We start from the raw sequence: 17,920 nt of genomic DNA on the forward strand, positions 1-17,920 counted from the left end.
AAAGGGATATGGCGTTCAAAATAGCAAAATGCTTGTCAGGAGGAAGAGCGTCAAAAATGATGGCGGGCTGGCGGATTGAGCGCCGCGGAAGTAAAGCACTTCGACCAAATCCGCGATAAAGCCCCGGCCGAGCCTATGAGGTTTGAGTGATCCTCATCCACGCCAGTGTCATTTCCGAACCGTGGAAACCGACGCCGGACTCGCGCGTATTGGCGTGGATCGACGATCAGTCCATCGACACGCTCTACTTATCAGCCGTCACCGTGACCGAACTTCGTTTCGGCATCGCCACGATGCCGGACGGCAAGCGCCGAGAAACGCTCCGTCGTCGTTTGGAACGTAAGCGGTTAGCCGAGGCCGTTACGGGCTAAAATTCCATGGCATGAGGTCTTCGATCTGGCTGTTTGGCCAACCGCGGGCGATACGCTTCAGGGTCTGTGCCAGCCAGGCATGGGGTGGCGATCGTCGCCCAGGCCCTGCCACCACCATCGGAGCCGGCGAACAGTGCATTCTTCCGCGTAACTGTCTGCGGGCGGATCGCGCGTTCGACGATGTTGGAGTCGATCTCGATACGACCATCGGCAGGGAAGCGCTCGAAGGCCGCCCTGCGGCTCAGGGTGTAGCGGATGATCTCAGCCAGTTTGGATTTGCCCGACAGGCGCGGCAGCTCCCGCTCCAGCATGGCGAACAGCTCAGCCACAATGGGGCGGGAACGTTCTGCACGGATGCTGGCGCGCAGTTCGGCACCATGCCCGCGGATGTCCTCCTCGATGGCCCAGAGCGGCGCCATGGCCTTGACCACGGCACTGGCAAAAGGCGAGCCATCGCTGGCCTGCAGGTCGAAGAACTTGCGCCGTGCATGGGCCCAACACCCGGCCAGGGTCATGGCATCATTGGCGCCGCGATCCTTGCCCAGCCGATTTTATAGGCGGCATAGCCGTCGACCTGCAGGATGCCGCGATAACCATCCAGATGCCGAGCGACGCAATCGCCGGACCGAGAGTCCTCGAACCGATAGGCCACCATGGTGGTCCTGATCCACCGAACGGTCGATCATCCCGGGCATAGGTCCATAGCCAGGCCGTTTTCACCTTTCCTGACCCCGGCGCCAGGGTCGGTAACCGGGTCTCGTCGGCAAAGACGCGCTCGCCCTGTTTGATGGTGTGCAGCACATACTGGGCCAGCGGCTCGAGCTCGAAGCCGAGCCGGCCCATCCACTGTGCCATCAGCGAGCGGTCCAGCTCCACGCCGACAAAGGTCGACCACGACATCGCCAGTGGCTTCCGATCCCGTGACCACATCAAGTTCGTTCAACCGCCCCAAGACAGACCGCCTAGGTCCTGTCGATTGGTAAGCGAGACTAAGATGTGGGGAGACGGACCCCACGACCGATTAGTCCAGGAAATCAAATATAGCCCTTCTTGGGTCTCGCACGAGCCATACTGCCGGTGTTCAATACGTCGAACACCGTGGCGAGTCTATTCTAGCGGCAAGGACAACCGACAAGCGTGCAGCCCTCCCCGGCCCAAGGCGGTAACGACGAAGCATGAAGGTTTTTCGTCCAAAGACATCTTCGACGCATTCTCCGAGAACTATGACGATTTCGCAGACTTAGCTGCAGATCGACGAGTTTCCAGCATCTTTGGACAGCAAGTTCCTCGCTTCTTCGAGGTGCATACCGACGTGATCAAAAACGCGCTGCTGACCATTATCGATCACCCCGCCGTCCACGGCTCGTGACACGTCATTGCGCGCCTTGCCTGGCTTGATGATCCCATTTCCGTTTTGGTGGGACCGACGATGGCTGAGAGCCGCGCGAGATTCATGCCTCCAACAGGGGTTGAATAGCCTCCGTCGTCATGGCCATGGAACAAAGACTGCGTTGCTTGCACGCAAATCGTGCGGGGGTCGCATCAGGCCTCTAGCCGCGTTCGAAACCGGACGGTTCGTCCCGTAGGGTCGGAACCGCTTGGACTTCATCGGTCGCCCGACGAATAGTAAACTTGCTGCTGTGATCGCCGAGCGCCGCCACAGGCTTCCCCGCCTCGTCGACGCTCAGCGCGCCCACCAAGCTCAGATCTGCGGTTTGGATATAGGCCTCGGCACGGTCAAGTGCTGAAGTCAATCGGTCACGCAGGTTCGCCGCGGTCACGCCCGCGGGCAGCCCACGGACCGAAAGATAGTCTTCGTCCGGCACCGAATGCGAACGGCGACGAATCTCTTCGATGATCTTCTGAGGCGAAAAGTTGGGAGGTTTTCCCGACGCTGCCAGCACGAGCGGTCCGAGGGGAGAAAATCGCTCCTCGATGGTGACGAGGTCAACGTAGTCGCGGGCTTTGGTACGCGTTGAGGCTGCACCGACCTTATTGACCGCCAAGTCCGCAGTATTGAGGCGAACGCCCCATTCTGCGTCCCGAACCAGCGGAAAATAGCGATATCGGGTCTCGCTCATCCATTGCAGAATGGTGGCGTCGCCGCCTCTCGAAACCGTACATTCCACCACGCCATAGATCAGTACGTCAGTGTTCACCTTGAACCCGGCATCAGTCAGGGATGCCATGTCCTTTTGGGCAGTCGCGACAATTTCCTCATCAGTATCGTGGAATATATCCAGGTCATCCGACAGGCGAAACCAGTCCTCATTCAGGACTGCACCGCCCGCCATATAGCTGGTGTCCGAGCGGTTCGCGGCGATGACCGCCATCACGTCTTTCTGCAGCGAAGTGAGCGCCATGATCTAGGCCGCGCATTGTTCAAGGAGCTTGCGACCGGCAATGAAGGCCTTGGCATCGCCGCGAGCCATCAGTGCCTTGGCCAGGACGCGCGCCTTTTCCTCGACATTCCCAAGACGTGACAGGTCGATATTGTCGAGCACCCTGACGCCATAGCGGATCACTGCCTCGTCGATGTTTTGCTGAATAAGGTCACGACGATGCCGGTGGCTGCTGCGCATGGCAGCCGCATAAGACAAAATCTCTTCTCGTCCGCTGGCGGGTACGAGCACTTCAACACGAACGAGGTCCGCCGCGCCGCCAGCCGATCGATATCGCTTGATCCTGTCCTGAATACTCATGGACTTCTCCTTCGCGACCAAAATAGGCGTATCCGGGATACGCTTCAAGATCAAATGCACCTGCCATGCCTTTCCACCAGCGTCCGCTCGACCCCTGCGCAACGCAGAGAAAGCATCTGGATCGTCAACAAGGTGCACCAGCAGATGCGCAAGGCTCCAATCCGGCGCCCGACCTACGCGCCAATGCCAATGTGGCGGAGACCAAGTCGAGAGAGCTGAAAGGAAGTTAACACATCGGCTCGTCTGGGGAGCAGTTGCAGCCAATTCTGCTTACGGCACCCAAATGCAGACCGAACTTGTTTTTAAATGTAGACGCGGCTCCATTCGCCCATCGTTATGCTGGCTCGATCGAGCGCGCCCTGCAACTGCCTGCATGCAGCTCGTATTGGATCAGTGCATATCCATGCGGCCCAGCATCGTTGCGGCCCGGCAGAGTGGCCGTTCTGCGTCCAATACAGACGTTGTCGCGCATCCCCCGGCATAAAAGCCATTATGCGACCGACCAAGGGGGCCGGGGTCTACGGGATTATCGATTATGTCCCCTGCCTCGCCCGTTCCAGCCGCAATTTCGGCCCCAATCGTGGCTGCCAGGGCCCTCCGATACGCTTGCATGGCAAGCCGGCCATGGCCGAAATATCAACCCTGGCCAACCGCCTTTCCGGCAGAAGGCTTGGTCTCCCGCACGGGCATCAGTGGAGCCGAGATGGAGGCCGGCACTGCGGCCGATGGCTGTGCATTCGAGCATGCCGGCGTCAACCGCACTGTTTTGCGCCCTATATCGCGGCTTTCACATCAGTCTGCGCAAAGTCTTCACCGACATAGAGAAGCGCGCAGCCGTGGTCGATGGCGACGTCATAGGCGAAACAGTCGCCGTAGTTGAGAGAAGCCGGATGAACACCCTTGCCCCATCGCCCATAGGCCTCGGCAATCCTTCGCGCAGAAGCCGCACTGACTGCGACAATCTCGAGCGGCAGCCCCCAAATCATCTGGTCCATTTCCGCACTGATATTGCGCCGTCCAGCAACGATCAGAGCTTCGGCCACGGTTCCCGCCGAGATGATAATTCGATCCGCCGTCTCTATCGCGCTCATACATGCTTCAGATTCTGGCTCGTTCAAGACGATCGCCACAAGGGCCGACGTGTCGACGGCGATCATAAGGGCAAGCCGTTATCATCATAAAGAAAATCCTGACTGCGTGCAGCAGCCGGTCCCCGTACGGCTTTTTCGGCGGCCGAGAGCCTGATCTCTTCCATCAGTGCGCGCCGCTCCTTGCCCCCCGATACCGCGATCACTGGCACGAGGCGGACCACTTCATGACCACGCCTTGTCAGGACGACCTCGTCACCGGCTTCAGCGCGCTTCACCAGATCGGTGAGCTGAGCTTTCGCATCGCTTACAGATATCCGCATCTGTGCCATCTCATCTTGCATTGACCTATCGCAGAGATAGATGGTCCACCAGATGGTCCAAGTCAAGTCATCGATTGGATGAGGTGGCGTTGACTTCCGGCAAGCTCCAGCATTTCGAGGACCAATTCCACCTGGACGGCCAGCACGGCCGGGATACACGATGAGGCCATGTATCGTTTCACCACCGCGATCACTTCACGTCGTTATGGAACACGAAGCGCCCGGTCTTGGCCGCCCATTCCTAGACTGTGGTTGGAACGAGGCGTTTCCACGGCGTCGGACACTCGTAAAATCCAAGCGGGATATCGCCGGTTCCTTCGACGATGCGCTTGAGATTGCCGCTCCACTGCGCCTCGGCATCGCTGGGCGATCCGAGATGATTGGCGAGGATGTACGCGGCGTCGGTGCCCATATCTGCAATCTGCTTGATCGAAGCGATCTCCTTGTCGGGCGACGGGCCAAACGTGCCCGTGGCGATGACGGCGGCGCGGCCATTCGCGCGCTTGGCCGAGTCACCGTGTTTCAGATTGACGCCTCGCGCACGAAAACGGCTATCGGAACTGGATACCGGGAAATGGATCGGGAAACCCCGCCCTGAGGATGGGCCGAAAATTTGCTGGTCACCTTCCGGTGCCAATTTGAGTGCGGAGATTCTCACCAATATTTGGAGTCTCTCGATACTCCCCAATACTACCGTCTTCCGAGGCCACCGTCGGCGAGCGCACTAGAGGATAAGATTTATCTAGAGACGAGGTCACCCCTTGGGATCATTCGGCGCCCCGCCGGGGTGCGCCCCAGCCGCGGATGGGTCCAAGACCTCGGACTCCTTAAGGAGCGACCAGGCTGGCACGGCAAGTGCCTTAGCAAGCCTTGAGACATTATCGAGCGATATATTTCGGATGCCGCGCTCGACATCACTGACATAACTACGATTGATGCCGGACTCGAAAGCCAGCATTTCCTGGCTCATGCTTCTGCTCGCCCTCAGCAATCGGACATTGCGGGCAAGGGTCTCGCGAAGTTGGTCTGGATGGGTGCGTTTCACGTCGCACATCATTGCTATTGTCGCATTTAAGGCGACCTGATTTAAGTTACATTAGTTTGTCGCCTTTAAGATGCACTCCAGCTCACTCACCTGGAGACTTCGATGAAACGCAACCCCATTTTCGCCACTTGCCTGTTTGTGCTTTTTGCATCCACGACCTTTGCTCAGGACGTCGTCCCTGAAATTCTGATGGGTGCCGCTCAATCCAGCGTCCCCGGAAGGCAAATTGACATTCGCGGCCTCGTTCCAGGCATGTCGGCCGATGAAGCAAGAGCCGCCCTAGCGAGCATTTCTGGCACAGCTGCGAAAGAAACTACGACCAGCGCAACGATTTCGAGCAACGGCATCATGGTCCGCAGTGTCCCCTATACGCGCGCGCTGTGGGTGGACCATGATGGCGAACGCCTATCCACAAGTCTGTCAGGCCTATCAAGCGGCAATCAGACCGTGTTCGTTCAGCGTGAAGCCGACTACAGAAATACCGATCGGCAGGCACCATTGTACGAGCCGTTTCTGGCATCACTCTTGGAGAAATATGGCACGCCTAGTTTTCGCAAGGACGGTAGATCAGTCACTTATCTAATCTGGAGCTACAAGGATGGTCAGCCTGCCCCTTGCGATCCGTCCGGAACTCCGCAGTGCCTTGAACCGGAAGTTGCCTTTCAATACCTCCCCCAGCAAGCGGAGGCCTACGATGTGATCGTCTATGCTGCGATCGGTCGCCAAACGGGCAGCGATAGGGTTGCGATATTCAAGCTTTCCTCCACAGACCTACGCATCAAATGGACAGCTGACGAGGCAGACGCCGCCGGGCTTCGTCCTGCACTTGACGCCGCTCTTGCCGAAGCGAGAGCCAAAGCTCCAAAACTCGCCCTTTGAGCGCGAATGGGAAACGGGACCACGGTGCTGTCACGGCACCATTGGAGGCAGGGTTTAGTGGCAGGACTAACGATGGGACGGCACGTGAAGGGACATCGGCCGACCTGGGCGGACATCGCGCAGACACGACGGGGATGTCAAATGAGCGCACGAGGTCGAGAAGACGGGGACAAGTCACCGTGAAAAAATACAGCTGGATACAAAGGCTCGATTACCTCCCGCTCACACCGAGAAAGCCAAACATTTTGCCACTTCTGCCCGGGATGGATGGCCAGCAGCCCGTCGCTTCCGTGGCCTTCTGCGAGGCGAAGTTCGAATTAACCACGCGATCGACAAAGGAGAACACAGCCACAGACTAGCCTTGTAAGGCCAGAACGGATCCTCATTTTCGACAGTGCCGTGCCCCGGGCGGTCAGAAGTGGTCCACGCAACGACCGCCGCCCTCCTCATTCCTCTGCCAACAAGAGCTTGATATGACCGAAATCGTACCAACGCCCGCGAAAATGGGCCGGCCGACGCCAATCGAGGGCGCAACATCCTCCCCCCACCTCCCCAGCGCATCCTCAGTGTCTTGGCCATTCCAACGTCCAAGACCCAGATTCCAGATTGCATGAGCGGAGCCTGATCTTGACTGAACTTCATATCTCTCGCCAAAGGTCGCAAAGGCCTTCCGCGGCCCTCCGTCAGCGCATCCGTCGCCATCGACAGGCTTTTCTCAGTTATGATCGCCTGGTCCCCCTGGGAGATCCCCTTGACCACCGGTACTCTCCCGACGCGGCGGCCGAACTCGACCGCTGGCAAAGCCTCGAGGCGCGTCGTCGACGTGATCTGCTAGCACTGCCGGTAAGGTCGTTGAGCGACATGTTGATGAAAGCGGGGTACTTGCTGAACTATCCCGGAAGCGATTTTCTTCTTAGCGAGGCCGAGGATATCGCTGTCTTCCTTAATTCAATGAAGTTGCGATACGAGGACAACACGTTCGCCAGCACTGAGCGACGCCGTATGCGAGGGCCCCGGCGCTACTTTTGAACCCCGCAGGCGGCCGCGTCCGTTTTCTCACCGGGCTGCTCGGAGCAGTCCGCCCGCCGCTCTGCTAGACATCATCGCCACTGCGAATGGATTTGAAGATGGCCTGGTGTTTGGCGACGCCGTCGGCCTGCGTCAGGACGCTTCCGGACCCCGTCCCTCTGGTGCCACGACAAGCAGCCACTCGCTTCGGCAGTTTCTTAGCGTTCCGGTTCAATCTTGCCCCTATTTTCTCAAAAAAACCTGCAGATGACCTGCGCGAGGATCGCGATAGGGTCATGAATAGATCATTGGCAGGTCATGAGATTTTGTCACAAAGTTCTATTTTAGCGTTATCAAATGCCGCTCTGGCGTTGTCGGAAACGCGAACGGTGTTTTTCTTTTCGATATTAGCGTTATTGGCTGTGGAAATTCGGTTCCAGATAGGTGGGGACCATATTTATCGGCGACGATGAAAATGCCCCTATTGGGATGGGGGCCCTTTGATTCCCGCCTTTGCCCGCGATTTGGTCTCAGTGCCCAAGAGGCAAAAACTGCTGAAAGGCAGAAAAATTTGCAGCCTTGCACCCCAATTTCCCTCTCAAAAACCTAGACGCAGCGCTGCTTCTTTCCGTGGACTAACAACACAAGCCGACGTTCGGCGGTGCAAGCGATCCCGCTTCTCAATCGCAACGCGCTGCTATTTCCACGTGTCCCCCCGCGTTCGCTATCGTCTTTCCACTCAAATCCCGCTTGGTTGAGTTGCACCAAGTTCCCATGGTTACCTTGTGATTCCCGTGGGTAAGTGGGCAATATTCGTGGACTAACAACAAAGGTAACCAAAGTCGGACTTTAAGCCGCGGTATCTCGGACGATCAATCCGGCGGCACTCCGTTCGCGTTATGCGTCAACCTGAAGGGGGGCTGCCTTGGCTCCCGTCATAAAGGCGACGGCATCCGACATCGTATAGTCCTTGGGGTCGATGACGCAGAGCCGGCGCCCAAGCCGGTGCACATGGATGCGATCCGCCACTTCAAAAACATGCGGCATGTTGTGACTGATCAGGATGATCGGAATGCCGCGCGCCCGCACGTCCTGGATCAGTTCCAGCACGCGGCGGGATTCCTTGACGCCCAAAGCTGCCGTCGGCTCGTCGAGAATGATCACCTTGGAGCCGAACGCCGCCGCCCGCGCCACGGCGACACCCTGCCGCTGCCCACCGGACAGGGTCTCGACGGCCTGATTGATGTTCTGGATCGTCATCAGGCCGAGGTCGGAGAGTTTTTCCCGCGCAATTCGCTCCATCGCGGGCCGGTCGAGCTGGCGCATCACCTTGCCCATGAAGCCGGGCTTCCTCAGTTCGCGCCCCATGAACATATTGTCGGCGATGGAGAGCGCCGGCGAGACGGGCGGCGATCGGCGAAAGAAAGCTGACCTGGCGCCCCTCGAGGAAGACCTCACCGCTATCGGGTTGGATAGCGCCGGAGAGCACCTTGATCAGCGAGGATTTTCCCGCGCCATTGTCCCCGATCACGGCAAGGATTTCGCCGGGCATGAGATCGAAATCGCAATTGTCGAGCGCGGTGACCTTGCCATAGCGCTTGTTGAGGCCACGGGCATAAAGAACCGGTTGGGTCATGCCGACACCTTTCTGATCCACTGGTCGACCGCGACGGCGGCAATGATGAGAACGCCGATGAGAAGGTACGTCCATTGCGCATCGGCCCCGAGGAGGCGCAGGCCGAGCGAGAACACGCCCACGATCAGCGCGCCGAACAGCATGCCCATGATCGAGCCCCGGCCACCGAACAGCGAAATGCCACCGATCACCACGGCCGTAATGCTTTCAATATTCGCCGTCTGGCCCGAGGTTGGCGACACCGAACCGATGCGGCCAATGAGAACCCATCCGGCAAAGGCGCAAATGAGGCCCGACAGCATATAGACCGAGATCAGCACCGAACGCGTGTTGACGCCGGCAAGCTTGGCCGCTTCCGCATCGTCACCCACCGCATAGACGTGCCGGCCCCAGGCGGTGTGGCGCAGCACATAGGCGAGCACCAGCACAATGGCGATGAAAGCCAGCACGCCATAGGTGAAGACCGCGCCACCCACCGAGAACGACTGCCCAAAAAACTGTAATAACGGCGCCTGCGTTTCGATCTCCTGCGCCCGGATCGTCTCATTGCCCGAATACAAAAAATTGCTCGCCAGCGCGATCTGCCAGACGCCGAGCGTCACGATGAAGGGCGGTAAGCCTCGTCAACGACGCCACGGCCGGCTGCCAGGCCGAGCACATCTATGGGCGCGGCAAGGAGTTTCGCGATTACGCCTATTTCTTCGTCGGCGCCTTCATTGGCGGCGGCATTGTCCTCAACAACTCGGTCTATCCCGGCCGTCGCGGCAATGCAGGAGCCCTGGGCTCCCTCCGCAGTTTTGGTCCGCAGGGCGAAAGCCAGCAATTGATCGACGTCGCCTCGATCCACCTGCTGGAAACCCGTCTGATCGAGAACGGCCATGACCCCGCCGAACTCTGGTCGCTTCCGCAGGACTGGAGCCGCTTCCCCCGCTTCGTCGACCCCTGGATCGGCCGTACCGCCCAGGAGCTTGCGCGCGCCACCCTCTCGGTCTGCGCCGTTATCGACTTCGAGGCCATCCTGATCGATGGGGCCTTCCCGGCCTCGGTCAAACACGAACTCGTAGAAAGAACCCGTCGCTACCTCGTCAACCAGGACATGCGCGGCCTCATCGCCCCGCGCGTCGAGGCCGCCACAGTCGGTTTCAACGCTCGCGCCATCGGCGCAGCCGCCAGCCCCCTCTTCGACCGCTACTTCATGAACGGCAATGTGCGCCTGTCGGCGTGAAGCGTTAGAGTTGCGACGCAAGCTCCAGCCCCCTCAGAACGACCTGTCGTCCCCCTCCGCGTCAACGGAGCAAAAAGTTAGCCTTAGCCCTTTATGAGCTTTCACGCTGGCGAGGTTGGCGTCAGCCACGAAGCAACTTCTGCTGCTAATTGTTTTTCCTTTGCGTCGCGGCAAAGATCATAGTCGTATCAAACGCCACTACGGACTGACGTCAAAAACGCCATGCCAGCAAAACCATCAAATCCTGGCAGAGCCGGTAAGAGCGAAGGTCAGTATCAGCGCGAAGCGATACGCCTCCTCAACCGGGCCAAGAAGCTCTTCCCTGACCTGCCCCCTGTCGAAGCTCTGATTGTTGAAGCGAGCTCGTCTCCAACCATCAAGTGGTCGACGCTGCGGCGCTATAAGCCAAGCTATCACAGGGCACTAATTGCTGCGGGCTCGTTCAGTCCTGAAGCCGATTTCGCGCGCTTGTGTCGCGGACTAACTGAGCGGGGCGGCCAGCCCCTGGAGCCTCAGACATCAAGCAACAAAGTGACCGATGCCACGCGTGACGAGGCTGCGGCAACCTTCCAGTATCTCAAACGCCTCGTTCTCAAGCGCAAGGGAAGAAGCGCCATGGCGGCAGGTCTATATGTGCTTGTTGCACCCAGGATCGGTATGCGACCCGTCGAACTACTCGATGCCGTCGTGACCGAAGAAATGGTGCATATAAAAACCGCAAAGCGTCGCAATGGAAAGTTTTACAGGAGTTTGCGGCTAACCCGCTTCTCCCCGACATTCATAGAGGCACTGAAATGGCTCTGCGTCCTCGCCCAGGACGAAACCACTGCCGCGCCTAGCGCCGCCCCCGAAGAGCGCTTCGAATCCTGGCGCAATGCCGTAGCCGAGGCGCTCGCTCGGGCGAGCAAAGCCGCTGCCAGCCGGCGATTGAGCCTCTACTCCTTTCGACATGTATCGCTGGCGACCTGGAAGGCCAACGGCTTCTCTGCCGCCGACATCGCCCTCATGGCAGGGCACCTGGATCTAAGGGGCGCCGGCCATTACGCCTCAGGTCGCCATGGATGGCGAGATGAGACAGCGCTTGTCAGTCCTCTCATGCCCTCGCCATCCGAAGAGCGTGCAGCCCCCCTATTTCCGTCCATTCGTCAGACGAGGTCGGATCTTGCTTCACCCTCCGCCGGGGAGGACGTCAGCAGGACCCTGGCTGACGCGACCGAGCCTGCCGCTCAATCGGGAGTCGGCGTTGCGCAAATTGACTTTGTCTATGAAGATTTCCCAACGCCTGGAGCAAAGCCGGCCGTCGTACCAAGCGGCATTGATGCGCGGGCTATATTTGAGGCTCGAGCAGACGAGATTGAAGCCAACGTGGATCGCTTGGTACGAAATCAGAGACATAGGAACAAGGAAAGTCGATCCGGCTTACCCCGCAAACGATAATGCAGTCCTTCCGTGGAGCTGACGGGAACACCTGTCAACCGTTGACCTCGCCCTGCAATCTCCCTCTTGGGATGCGTTGCGAAATCCACCAGCAGGTCATCGGCAGGTCATCGGCAGGTCGTGGTGAATTGTCACTAAATTATCTTACAGCGTTGTCCGTTGAGCCCGATGCGTTATCAGTTTCGAGAAAAGTGTTATTGCTCTGTGGCAGAACTTTTTTCGGGTCCGTCCCAACTAACCTCAATGAGCTCATTTCATTCATGTCGTCCCCGGCCAAAACCCAAGCCCTGCGTGAAGCTGAGATCTTCGGGCAGGATGGCCGCATCTTCGGCGGGAACAGCAAGGCAACCGAAAGATAACGGTCGTCAGATCCAGCCGGGACTCTTCGGTGACTTTGCACACGTGTCATGTCAGTGCTGGGTCTAATAACCGCTGGCATTGGATGGCGCGTTCAAGATCGGCTTTTCGACAATACCAATATCGAGGATAGAGCGAGGCCTTAAATTGACCGGGATGGAGGCACGTTCCCGGGCGGTTTTCGTTCAGCCACAGCAGCATCGATAAACACGTGGAGCAAGCCCTTTGAACACCGCTCCGAACGCGTTTCGAGGCTTTGTCGCACATCCCCCCGGCGAAGTAGCCGTTGTGCGATCGAGATGAGCCATATCGCACATTCCCCGGCATAGGGGCCGTTGTGCGATCGATATGAGACGCTATCGATCATATTCAATGCCTGATGGGTTGAGTCAGAGAAATCCGCCTCGGGTTTGCCCTAGCATTCATTTCAAGAGGAGCGCATCCGTTTTCGACAACCAAACAGCGGGTAGCGCTGGCAGCAAATTGCAGAACTGGCGCTACTGGATGCTTGTTGAGCTTGGCGACGCGATTGTGGGCTTTGCTGCCTCTCCGGTGCGCGCAGTGGACATAATAGAGGGCCTATACAGGCGAAATTGCCTGCTCAAGCCTACACTCGTAGTCACCAGCTCATATTCCTCAGGGAACTGGAGCCCCGCCCCTCGAAGCAAATTCTCCACATCCGGCTCGGGAGGAACATCCAGCAAAATGTAGGCGTGCTTCAATCGCTCCCTGTCTGCGAACCTGAGCACAGCGGCGCCGTATGCATTCTCGGCTGGTCTACAGCATGGGAAAACCGGATGCCCGGGCGACTTACCACCCAGGGCGTAAACGAGACCCGCTATTTGGTTGAAGCCGATGATATCGTCGCCTGGCTGAAAGCCGCTTTCTGTCGCCGCGGCGCGAAGGTCCTCAACTAGCCGGCTCGTATCGACATCCAGCAACACCGAGACTGGAGGGTAGCCGACCATAGTCGGCTGGTCCTGAGAGGCCATGCTACGAGGCTTGATCTGAGCAGGTTGAGTCCAACTGCCCTGAATCACCTGGCTTGTCGTATAAGCACAGACCAAAAGACACGTGAACTGCACCAGCCGATAAGACACAAACCGGTCCCGCCATAGCAGCCACAGCAAAGCCAAAATCAGCGCAAACCAAGGCCCCGCATAAAACTGGATGACGTTGTAGATCGGATTGGACGTGCCAAGAGATCCGGCGAGCGGCGCACCCAGAAGAAACAGCAGGACGATCCATCTGCTCCAACCCAGTCGCAGGATATCGCTGCGGTAGGCGACGAACACCAAGCCAGCCAGCAGTAGCACCCAAGCCAACTGCGCGGCGATGTAGAAGCGAGTCATGCCGAGATACGGCGTTGTTACTAGCCGGTCTGCCACATCGACCAAAATACCGCTGGGTAGGCTCATGATCGCAGCCAGCCCGATCGCCAGAGCGGCGAGCGCAGGCCACCTGCCAAGCTCCTTCAACGGCCCTCGCGATAGCAGATCGGCCCCGGCAGCACCGAGCAGGAGAAAGCTGGGCAGGAACCAGACCGCGCTGGTCAGCAGCAGGACCCCGACCTCAGTTGGATAGGCAATCAACTTGTCGGCCGGATTGTGATAGCCCAGCGACTGGTAGATACTCCAGCCATCCATGAAATCGCGCAGCGCCTGTGCTGGCGACCGCTCTGTGGTGAACGTCAGCAGTAGCCAGGCTGAGAAGCCGGCAAGAACACAGGCCGCAAAGGCAAGGGAACGCTGGGGCCGAGCGCATATCGCGACGGTCACCGATGTCATTGCTAGCATAGGCAAAGCGGTTGGAAACTTTGCAAACAGGACGATGCCGAAGAAGAAGCCGTAGAGCAGGCCCCATCCCATATAGCGTCGATTATTGCCGCCAAGGCTGACGACGCTGAGAAGCGTCAACCCGGTCAGTGTGTTCACCGCCATCGCTGTAAGCGTGTAGTAGCTCGGCGTCAGGTAGGACCACTGATAGTGCAGCAGGCTGCCCACGATGAGGAACAGCGGCACCTGCAGACGCTGCCAATGTGTCAGCTCCTGTTGCCCTGCAAACCACGGACGAATGGCGGCAACACCCGCAGCTAGGACCAGCGCGGAGACAACCACGAGCCCAACGCAGGCAAGCCGGAAGTAGATAGGATTGTGGCCGACCAGACCAAAAACGTATCCGCTAAAGCGAAAAATGGTGGAGACGTTCTGCGTCACCTCATCGGGATAGCGTGGCCCCATGAGATAGATGCCCTCGTCGCCAAAGCCCAAGGCTCTCCCCGCCTCGACGGCGAGGAGAATGAGCATGGCAATTGCCATGGTGCCAAGAAGCAGGGCACTCGTCCTGCCGGCGTGCGAACCTGACCCAGGGATGTCTTGCGACATACCTAGCCCTTCTCACACACTAGATAGATGCTCGAGCAAAGGTCGGGATAGATCTGGCCAAGCGCAAAACATCCTTCCAAATACTCCTTGGAAATGATGTCGGTCTGGAGCAGACGATCCCACTGGAAGTTCGCAAGCGCCTTGAAGAAGATACCAGAGCGGTGAACGACGCGCAGGCCACCGCCTGCAACTTCGCGCTCAAGCGTATCAAGCGTGTAGGTGTTGCGATGACCGTGCGCCGCCTCGGCAGGCGTGATTGCCGAATTATGACTGATCAAACCCATCTTCACCGCTATCTGACGCGACGGAGCATTTGCATTGGGGCATACAAGGAACAGTCGCCCATTGTCCGAGAGCCACTCATCGTTGATCCGACGCAGCACGCCGACCGGATCATCCAGGTGCTCGAGCACATGGGTTAGGATGATATTGTCATAGCGCCCAGGAAGTTGCACCGTTTCAAACAGACCGTGAACATACCGGACTCGATCGCCTAGGACCTTGCGTGCATCGGCTATCGCCATGTCCGATGCTTCCACGCAGGTTATGTCTTCTAAATGATTGAGCAGGCGCTTGGTGAATTCACCCCGGAAACTGCCCAGTTCGAGCGTGGAACCCTGGTTGAACAGCGGCTCGAACGATCGAAGCATGAAGGGATGCATGACGTCGAGGTCGAAATTGTAGGCGTATTTGTGCCCATCGGCGTCGCTCAGCTCCAGGTTGTAGTCACGCTGACTTGTCATTCGTCTTCCTGCTCAAATAAATTACCATCCGTTCGATGGAGCCGCCGCTATCCTGCCCCTGAAAGCCGAGCTTGCTATAGAGTCGGCGTGCCGGCGTCTGGCTCCATGAAACCTCAAGGCAGACGCGCAGCATTCCCGCCTCCTGAGCTAGGGCCAGGAACCGGCCGACCAATTGTTCACCAATGCCCTGCCTCAGGCAACGCTTTAGCACACTTGCGCTGGTGATAAACCCGGTCCTGCCCTCCCTGTCGTTGCAATAGCCGGCCACGAGACCGACCAGCGCTCCATCGCTCCACGCCTCGCACAACAGGGCATGGCGCTTGAGCTTTGTCGCATAGTCCAGGATGCTAGTCCGACTGCTCAGCGTCGGGACGAAGTCGGCATCGGCCTCGCGAAGATGGCTGACTACATCTTCAAGCGACGCCGTGTCCGTCGCGTAGGCTATGGCGGCGCTCACCGTTCGAGCACCGCGAGCCCGAAGCCGAACCTGCCGAACTCGTTGCCGTTGTAGAGCAGATAGTGCCGGCCTTCGTGGCTGAAGGCGTGGGGATAGCATTGCATGTCGGAATCCCACTCGCCCGCTGTGCCTTCCAGTCCGGGGTTGTCGTCGTCGCGCGTCCAATGGCGCAGGTCGGTCGAAAAGGCGTGGCCAATCCGGTAGCCGCGGGCCGCATTGCTGCGAAAGTCCGAGGACTGGCGGTAGCAGAAGAACATGTGGTGCACGCCGTCGATCTCGATGACCGTGGGCAGCGCCTGACTTTCCTCGGCTCCAAGGCGATCTGCAATAATGGCCTGCGCTTCCTGCTTGACCCAGTTGATCCCATCCGGCGACGTGGCGTGGCCGATCTTGTAGGTTCGGTCGGGGGCGGCATCGCTATAGCGCCGCCAGCCCGTGCCGAAAATATACCACATATGGAAGACATCGCCGACCACCCTGACGAACCCGTCACCCACGAGGCACGGTTCATGCAGCGACGGCCCCATGATAGGGCCAGCACCGAGGCGCTGGAAGGTGAGCCCGTCGTCCCTGCTCACGGCCAGCCCGATGGCGGTATCCACCGAGACTGAAACACGGCGATTCCAGCCGCAGGTGTAGCCATAGACCGCGTCGCCGTGACGCAGCACATTCATTGGGAATATGCCATGCTCGTCGAAAGCGCCAAGTTCCCCCAGCGGCATGACAGTACCAGAGGACAGGCCTCTGACGGTGCACAGGTCCTTTTCCACGTCCACGAAAGCGATATGGCTAAGATACTTGCCGCTTTCCACATCCAGCGACCGAGTGGAAAAGTAGATGCGCAAGAAATCCTTGAACACCAATGTCTGCGGGGACTGCGCGAAGCCAACACGGCCCTCGGGCAAGCCGTGTTTGCGGGTATCGAATATCTGGCCGAGCTTCTTCCACCTCATGGTCATGCCAGCTCGCCATCCAGAACCGCTAGCCCAAAACCGTGCCTACCGACGCCATTGCCGAGGTAGGCCATATATGTTCTGCCGTCGGCGGCGAAGACATGCGGGTAACTGATCATTTCTTCATCCCAGCCTTGCGGCGACACGTCGATGCCGGCCTTGCGGTCGTCGCGAAACCAGGTGCGCAGATCCGGGCTCGAGGCATAGCCGATGCGGTAACCATTCGCCTTGCCCCGGAAGTCGGCGCTGTACCGATAGCAAAAAAACATGTGATAGCGACCGTTGGCGAAAAACACGTCCGGGCTGGCCTGAGCTTCGTCCGGCTCGATGCGGCTCTCTATCAGGTCGACGTCCGATTTTTCCCACACTAGGCCGTCATTCGAGCGGGCATGACGAATCTTGTAGACCGGCTCGGGCCGACCGTTTACCAGTTTCCAGCGCCGCCCGGCAATGTAGAACAGATGCCAGCCATCCTCGAACCAGCGGATCTTGGGGCCGCTTAGCACGAAGGGCTCGTTGAGTGAATAGGGCAGAACCGGTCCGTTGCCGAGCCGCTGAAAGGTTACCGCGTCGTCACTCTCGGCGATGCCGATGCCGACATTGAACGGCACGGACTCGCAACGGGTCCATCCTGCATAGTAGGCGCGGTAGCGGCTTCCGTGCCGGATGACCGAAACCGGATAAGTGCCGAATTCATCGAAGGTTCCGAGCGCGCCCAGCGGCAGGATGGGCTGGTCGCTAACCCTCAGGACTTTCGTCGGGTCGGACCGGTCGAGGTCGACGAAGGCCGAATAGCTGACATAGTTGCCGTTTGGCTCCGCCGGAGGCCTGCAGGAAAAGTATATACGAATGAAATCATCGAATAGGAGCGACGAGGGTGCCTGGGCAAAGCCAGCCAGCCATGGCCGTCCAGACGAATGCATCGCCGGATCAAATATGCGGCCGAGTTTATTCCAAGTAAACACTAGATCAGCTCAATTGTGGGAATGATATCGTTCCAGTATTTCGGCCGAATTGAACACATGAACATCGTGCCGCGCGGCGCCAAACGTTCGTCAGTCTCGAACTGCTCGAAATAGGTCTCGACGATCTCGGCCCCGCAATCCGGGTGATTGGCCCGAAAGGCGGCAATGACGGCAGCGAGCCGTCGAGCACCACGTGACGCTCGAAGTGGGTAAGAATATCGTCGTCGTAAAGCCGTGTCCCAGCCCAAGTTCAAGGAGCGCCCTGGTCCCTTCGACCTGCTCCATCACGCGCTTGGGGTACCACGACAAGATGACCTGACTGTCGAAGTCGTAAATGTTGTCGCCGG

General features: G+C 58.7%; 14 protein-coding genes and 5 pseudogenes. 5 read left to right on the forward strand and 14 right to left on the reverse strand.

The window, feature by feature from the left end; translation table 11 throughout:
* Window positions 1-146: 146 nt before the first annotated feature.
* Window positions 147-338 (forward strand): annotated as a pseudogene (locus ASD83_RS20945) (VapC toxin family PIN domain ribonuclease); the annotation flags it as partial.
* 22 nt (window positions 339-360) lie between these two features.
* Here ASD83_RS20945 and tnpC read toward each other — a convergent pair.
* The 7 genes and pseudogenes from tnpC to ASD83_RS10890 form a co-directional block, all read right to left on the reverse strand.
* Window positions 361-1,247 (reverse strand): annotated as a pseudogene (tnpC, locus tag ASD83_RS21540) (IS66 family transposase); the annotation flags it as partial.
* A 674-nt stretch (window positions 1,248-1,921) separates the two neighbouring features.
* Window positions 1,922-2,734 carry a hypothetical protein gene (locus ASD83_RS10865; protein WP_056310764.1) on the reverse strand — a complete coding sequence of 271 codons (813 nt, stop codon included), beginning with the start codon at window positions 2,732-2,734 and terminating at the stop codon, window positions 1,922-1,924.
* 3 nt (window positions 2,735-2,737) lie between these two features.
* Entirely contained in the window at window positions 2,738-3,073 is a 336-nt protein-coding gene (locus tag ASD83_RS10870) for a hypothetical protein (protein ID WP_056310766.1), read from the reverse strand.
* Between the two features lie 773 nt (window positions 3,074-3,846).
* On the reverse strand, window positions 3,847-4,230 hold the full coding sequence (locus ASD83_RS10875; RefSeq protein ID WP_056310768.1) for a type II toxin-antitoxin system VapC family toxin: 384 nt from the start codon (window positions 4,228-4,230) through the stop codon (window positions 3,847-3,849).
* Window positions 4,227-4,484, reverse strand: a complete 258-nt coding sequence (locus ASD83_RS10880; protein WP_056312314.1) for a type II toxin-antitoxin system Phd/YefM family antitoxin — start codon at window positions 4,482-4,484, stop codon at window positions 4,227-4,229. The genes ASD83_RS10875 and ASD83_RS10880 overlap by 4 nt, the downstream gene beginning before the upstream one ends.
* A gap of 241 nt (window positions 4,485-4,725) precedes the next feature.
* Entirely contained in the window at window positions 4,726-5,172 is a 447-nt protein-coding gene (locus ASD83_RS10885; RefSeq protein WP_156385920.1) for a hypothetical protein, read from the reverse strand.
* A gap of 66 nt (window positions 5,173-5,238) precedes the next feature.
* A complete protein-coding gene (locus tag ASD83_RS10890; RefSeq protein WP_320409103.1) occupies window positions 5,239-5,541 on the reverse strand; it encodes a helix-turn-helix transcriptional regulator in 303 nt (100 codons plus the stop codon).
* 90 nt (window positions 5,542-5,631) lie between these two features.
* Between ASD83_RS10890 and ASD83_RS10895 the strand changes: the two genes are divergently transcribed.
* On the forward strand, window positions 5,632-6,408 hold the full coding sequence (locus ASD83_RS10895) for a hypothetical protein (protein WP_056310772.1): 777 nt from the start codon (window positions 5,632-5,634) through the stop codon (window positions 6,406-6,408).
* 1,905 nt (window positions 6,409-8,313) lie between these two features.
* Here the strand turns inward: ASD83_RS10895 and ASD83_RS10905 are convergent.
* Window positions 8,314-9,127 (reverse strand): annotated as a pseudogene (locus ASD83_RS10905) (ATP-binding cassette domain-containing protein).
* Window positions 9,049-9,669 (reverse strand): annotated as a pseudogene (locus ASD83_RS10910) (ABC transporter permease); the annotation flags it as partial. The pseudogenes ASD83_RS10905 and ASD83_RS10910, both read right to left, overlap by 79 nt.
* A 41-nt stretch (window positions 9,670-9,710) precedes the next feature.
* Between ASD83_RS10910 and ASD83_RS21295 the strand changes: the two are divergent.
* The 3 genes and pseudogenes from ASD83_RS21295 to ASD83_RS10925 all read left to right on the forward strand — a co-directional run.
* Window positions 9,711-9,776: pseudogene (locus tag ASD83_RS21295) on the forward strand (hypothetical protein); the annotation flags it as partial.
* A gap of 99 nt (window positions 9,777-9,875) precedes the next feature.
* Window positions 9,876-10,277, forward strand: a complete 402-nt coding sequence (locus tag ASD83_RS10920; RefSeq protein ID WP_056310778.1) for an ROK family protein — start codon at window positions 9,876-9,878, stop codon at window positions 10,275-10,277.
* A 222-nt stretch (window positions 10,278-10,499) separates the two neighbouring features.
* Entirely contained in the window at window positions 10,500-11,714 is a 1,215-nt protein-coding gene (locus ASD83_RS10925; protein ID WP_056310780.1) for a hypothetical protein, read from the forward strand.
* 854 nt (window positions 11,715-12,568) lie between these two features.
* Here ASD83_RS10925 and ASD83_RS10930 read toward each other — a convergent pair.
* Genes ASD83_RS10930 through ASD83_RS10950 form a run of 5 tightly spaced genes read right to left on the reverse strand, consistent with a single transcriptional unit; the run spans window position 12,569 to window position 17,573 of the window.
* A complete protein-coding gene (locus ASD83_RS10930; protein ID WP_056310782.1) occupies window positions 12,569-14,455 on the reverse strand; it encodes a hypothetical protein in 1,887 nt (628 codons plus the stop codon).
* Window positions 14,456-14,457: 2 nt separating this feature from the next.
* Window positions 14,458-15,198, reverse strand: a complete 741-nt coding sequence (locus tag ASD83_RS10935) for a class I SAM-dependent methyltransferase (protein ID WP_056310784.1) — start codon at window positions 15,196-15,198, stop codon at window positions 14,458-14,460.
* Window positions 15,182-15,655: a GNAT family N-acetyltransferase gene (locus ASD83_RS10940; protein WP_056310785.1), complete on the reverse strand. Its 474-nt coding sequence runs from the start codon at window positions 15,653-15,655 to the stop codon at window positions 15,182-15,184. Before ASD83_RS10940 ends, ASD83_RS10935 begins: the two co-directional genes overlap by 17 nt.
* Window positions 15,652-16,614, reverse strand: a complete 963-nt coding sequence (locus tag ASD83_RS10945) for a hypothetical protein (RefSeq protein WP_056310787.1) — start codon at window positions 16,612-16,614, stop codon at window positions 15,652-15,654. Before ASD83_RS10945 ends, ASD83_RS10940 begins: the two co-directional genes overlap by 4 nt.
* Complete coding sequence (locus tag ASD83_RS10950) at window positions 16,611-17,573, reverse strand: hypothetical protein (RefSeq protein WP_056310789.1); 963 nt, start codon at window positions 17,571-17,573, stop codon at window positions 16,611-16,613. The genes ASD83_RS10945 and ASD83_RS10950 overlap by 4 nt, the downstream gene beginning before the upstream one ends.
* Window positions 17,574-17,920 lie beyond the last annotated feature (347 nt).

Origin of the sequence: Devosia sp. Root685 (genome assembly GCF_001427875.1) — a bacterium.
Lineage (GTDB): Bacteria > Pseudomonadota > Alphaproteobacteria > Rhizobiales > Devosiaceae > Devosia.

What these genes read in the sequence shown, in the direction of transcription:
- ASD83_RS10865 (WP_056310764.1), bottom strand. Translation starts at nt 2,734, where the DNA reads ATGGCGCTCACTTCGCTGCAGAAAGACGTGATGGCGGTCATCGCCGCG.
- ASD83_RS10870 (WP_056310766.1), bottom strand. Translation starts at nt 3,073, where the DNA reads ATGAGTATTCAGGACAGGATCAAGCGATATCGATCGGCTGGCGGCGCG.
- ASD83_RS10875 (WP_056310768.1), bottom strand. Translation starts at nt 4,230, where the DNA reads ATGATCGCCGTCGACACGTCGGCCCTTGTGGCGATCGTCTTGAACGAG.
- ASD83_RS10880 (WP_056312314.1), bottom strand. Translation starts at nt 4,484, where the DNA reads ATGCGGATATCTGTAAGCGATGCGAAAGCTCAGCTCACCGATCTGGTG.
- ASD83_RS10890 (WP_320409103.1), bottom strand. Translation starts at nt 5,541, where the DNA reads ATGATGTGCGACGTGAAACGCACCCATCCAGACCAACTTCGCGAGACC.
- ASD83_RS10895 (WP_056310772.1), top strand. Translation starts at nt 5,632, where the DNA reads ATGAAACGCAACCCCATTTTCGCCACTTGCCTGTTTGTGCTTTTTGCA.
- ASD83_RS10925 (WP_056310780.1), top strand. Translation starts at nt 10,500, where the DNA reads ATGCCAGCAAAACCATCAAATCCTGGCAGAGCCGGTAAGAGCGAAGGT.
- ASD83_RS10930 (WP_056310782.1), bottom strand. Translation starts at nt 14,455, where the DNA reads ATGTCGCAAGACATCCCTGGGTCAGGTTCGCACGCCGGCAGGACGAGT.
- ASD83_RS10935 (WP_056310784.1), bottom strand. Translation starts at nt 15,198, where the DNA reads ATGACAAGTCAGCGTGACTACAACCTGGAGCTGAGCGACGCCGATGGG.
- ASD83_RS10945 (WP_056310787.1), bottom strand. Translation starts at nt 16,614, where the DNA reads ATGACCATGAGGTGGAAGAAGCTCGGCCAGATATTCGATACCCGCAAA.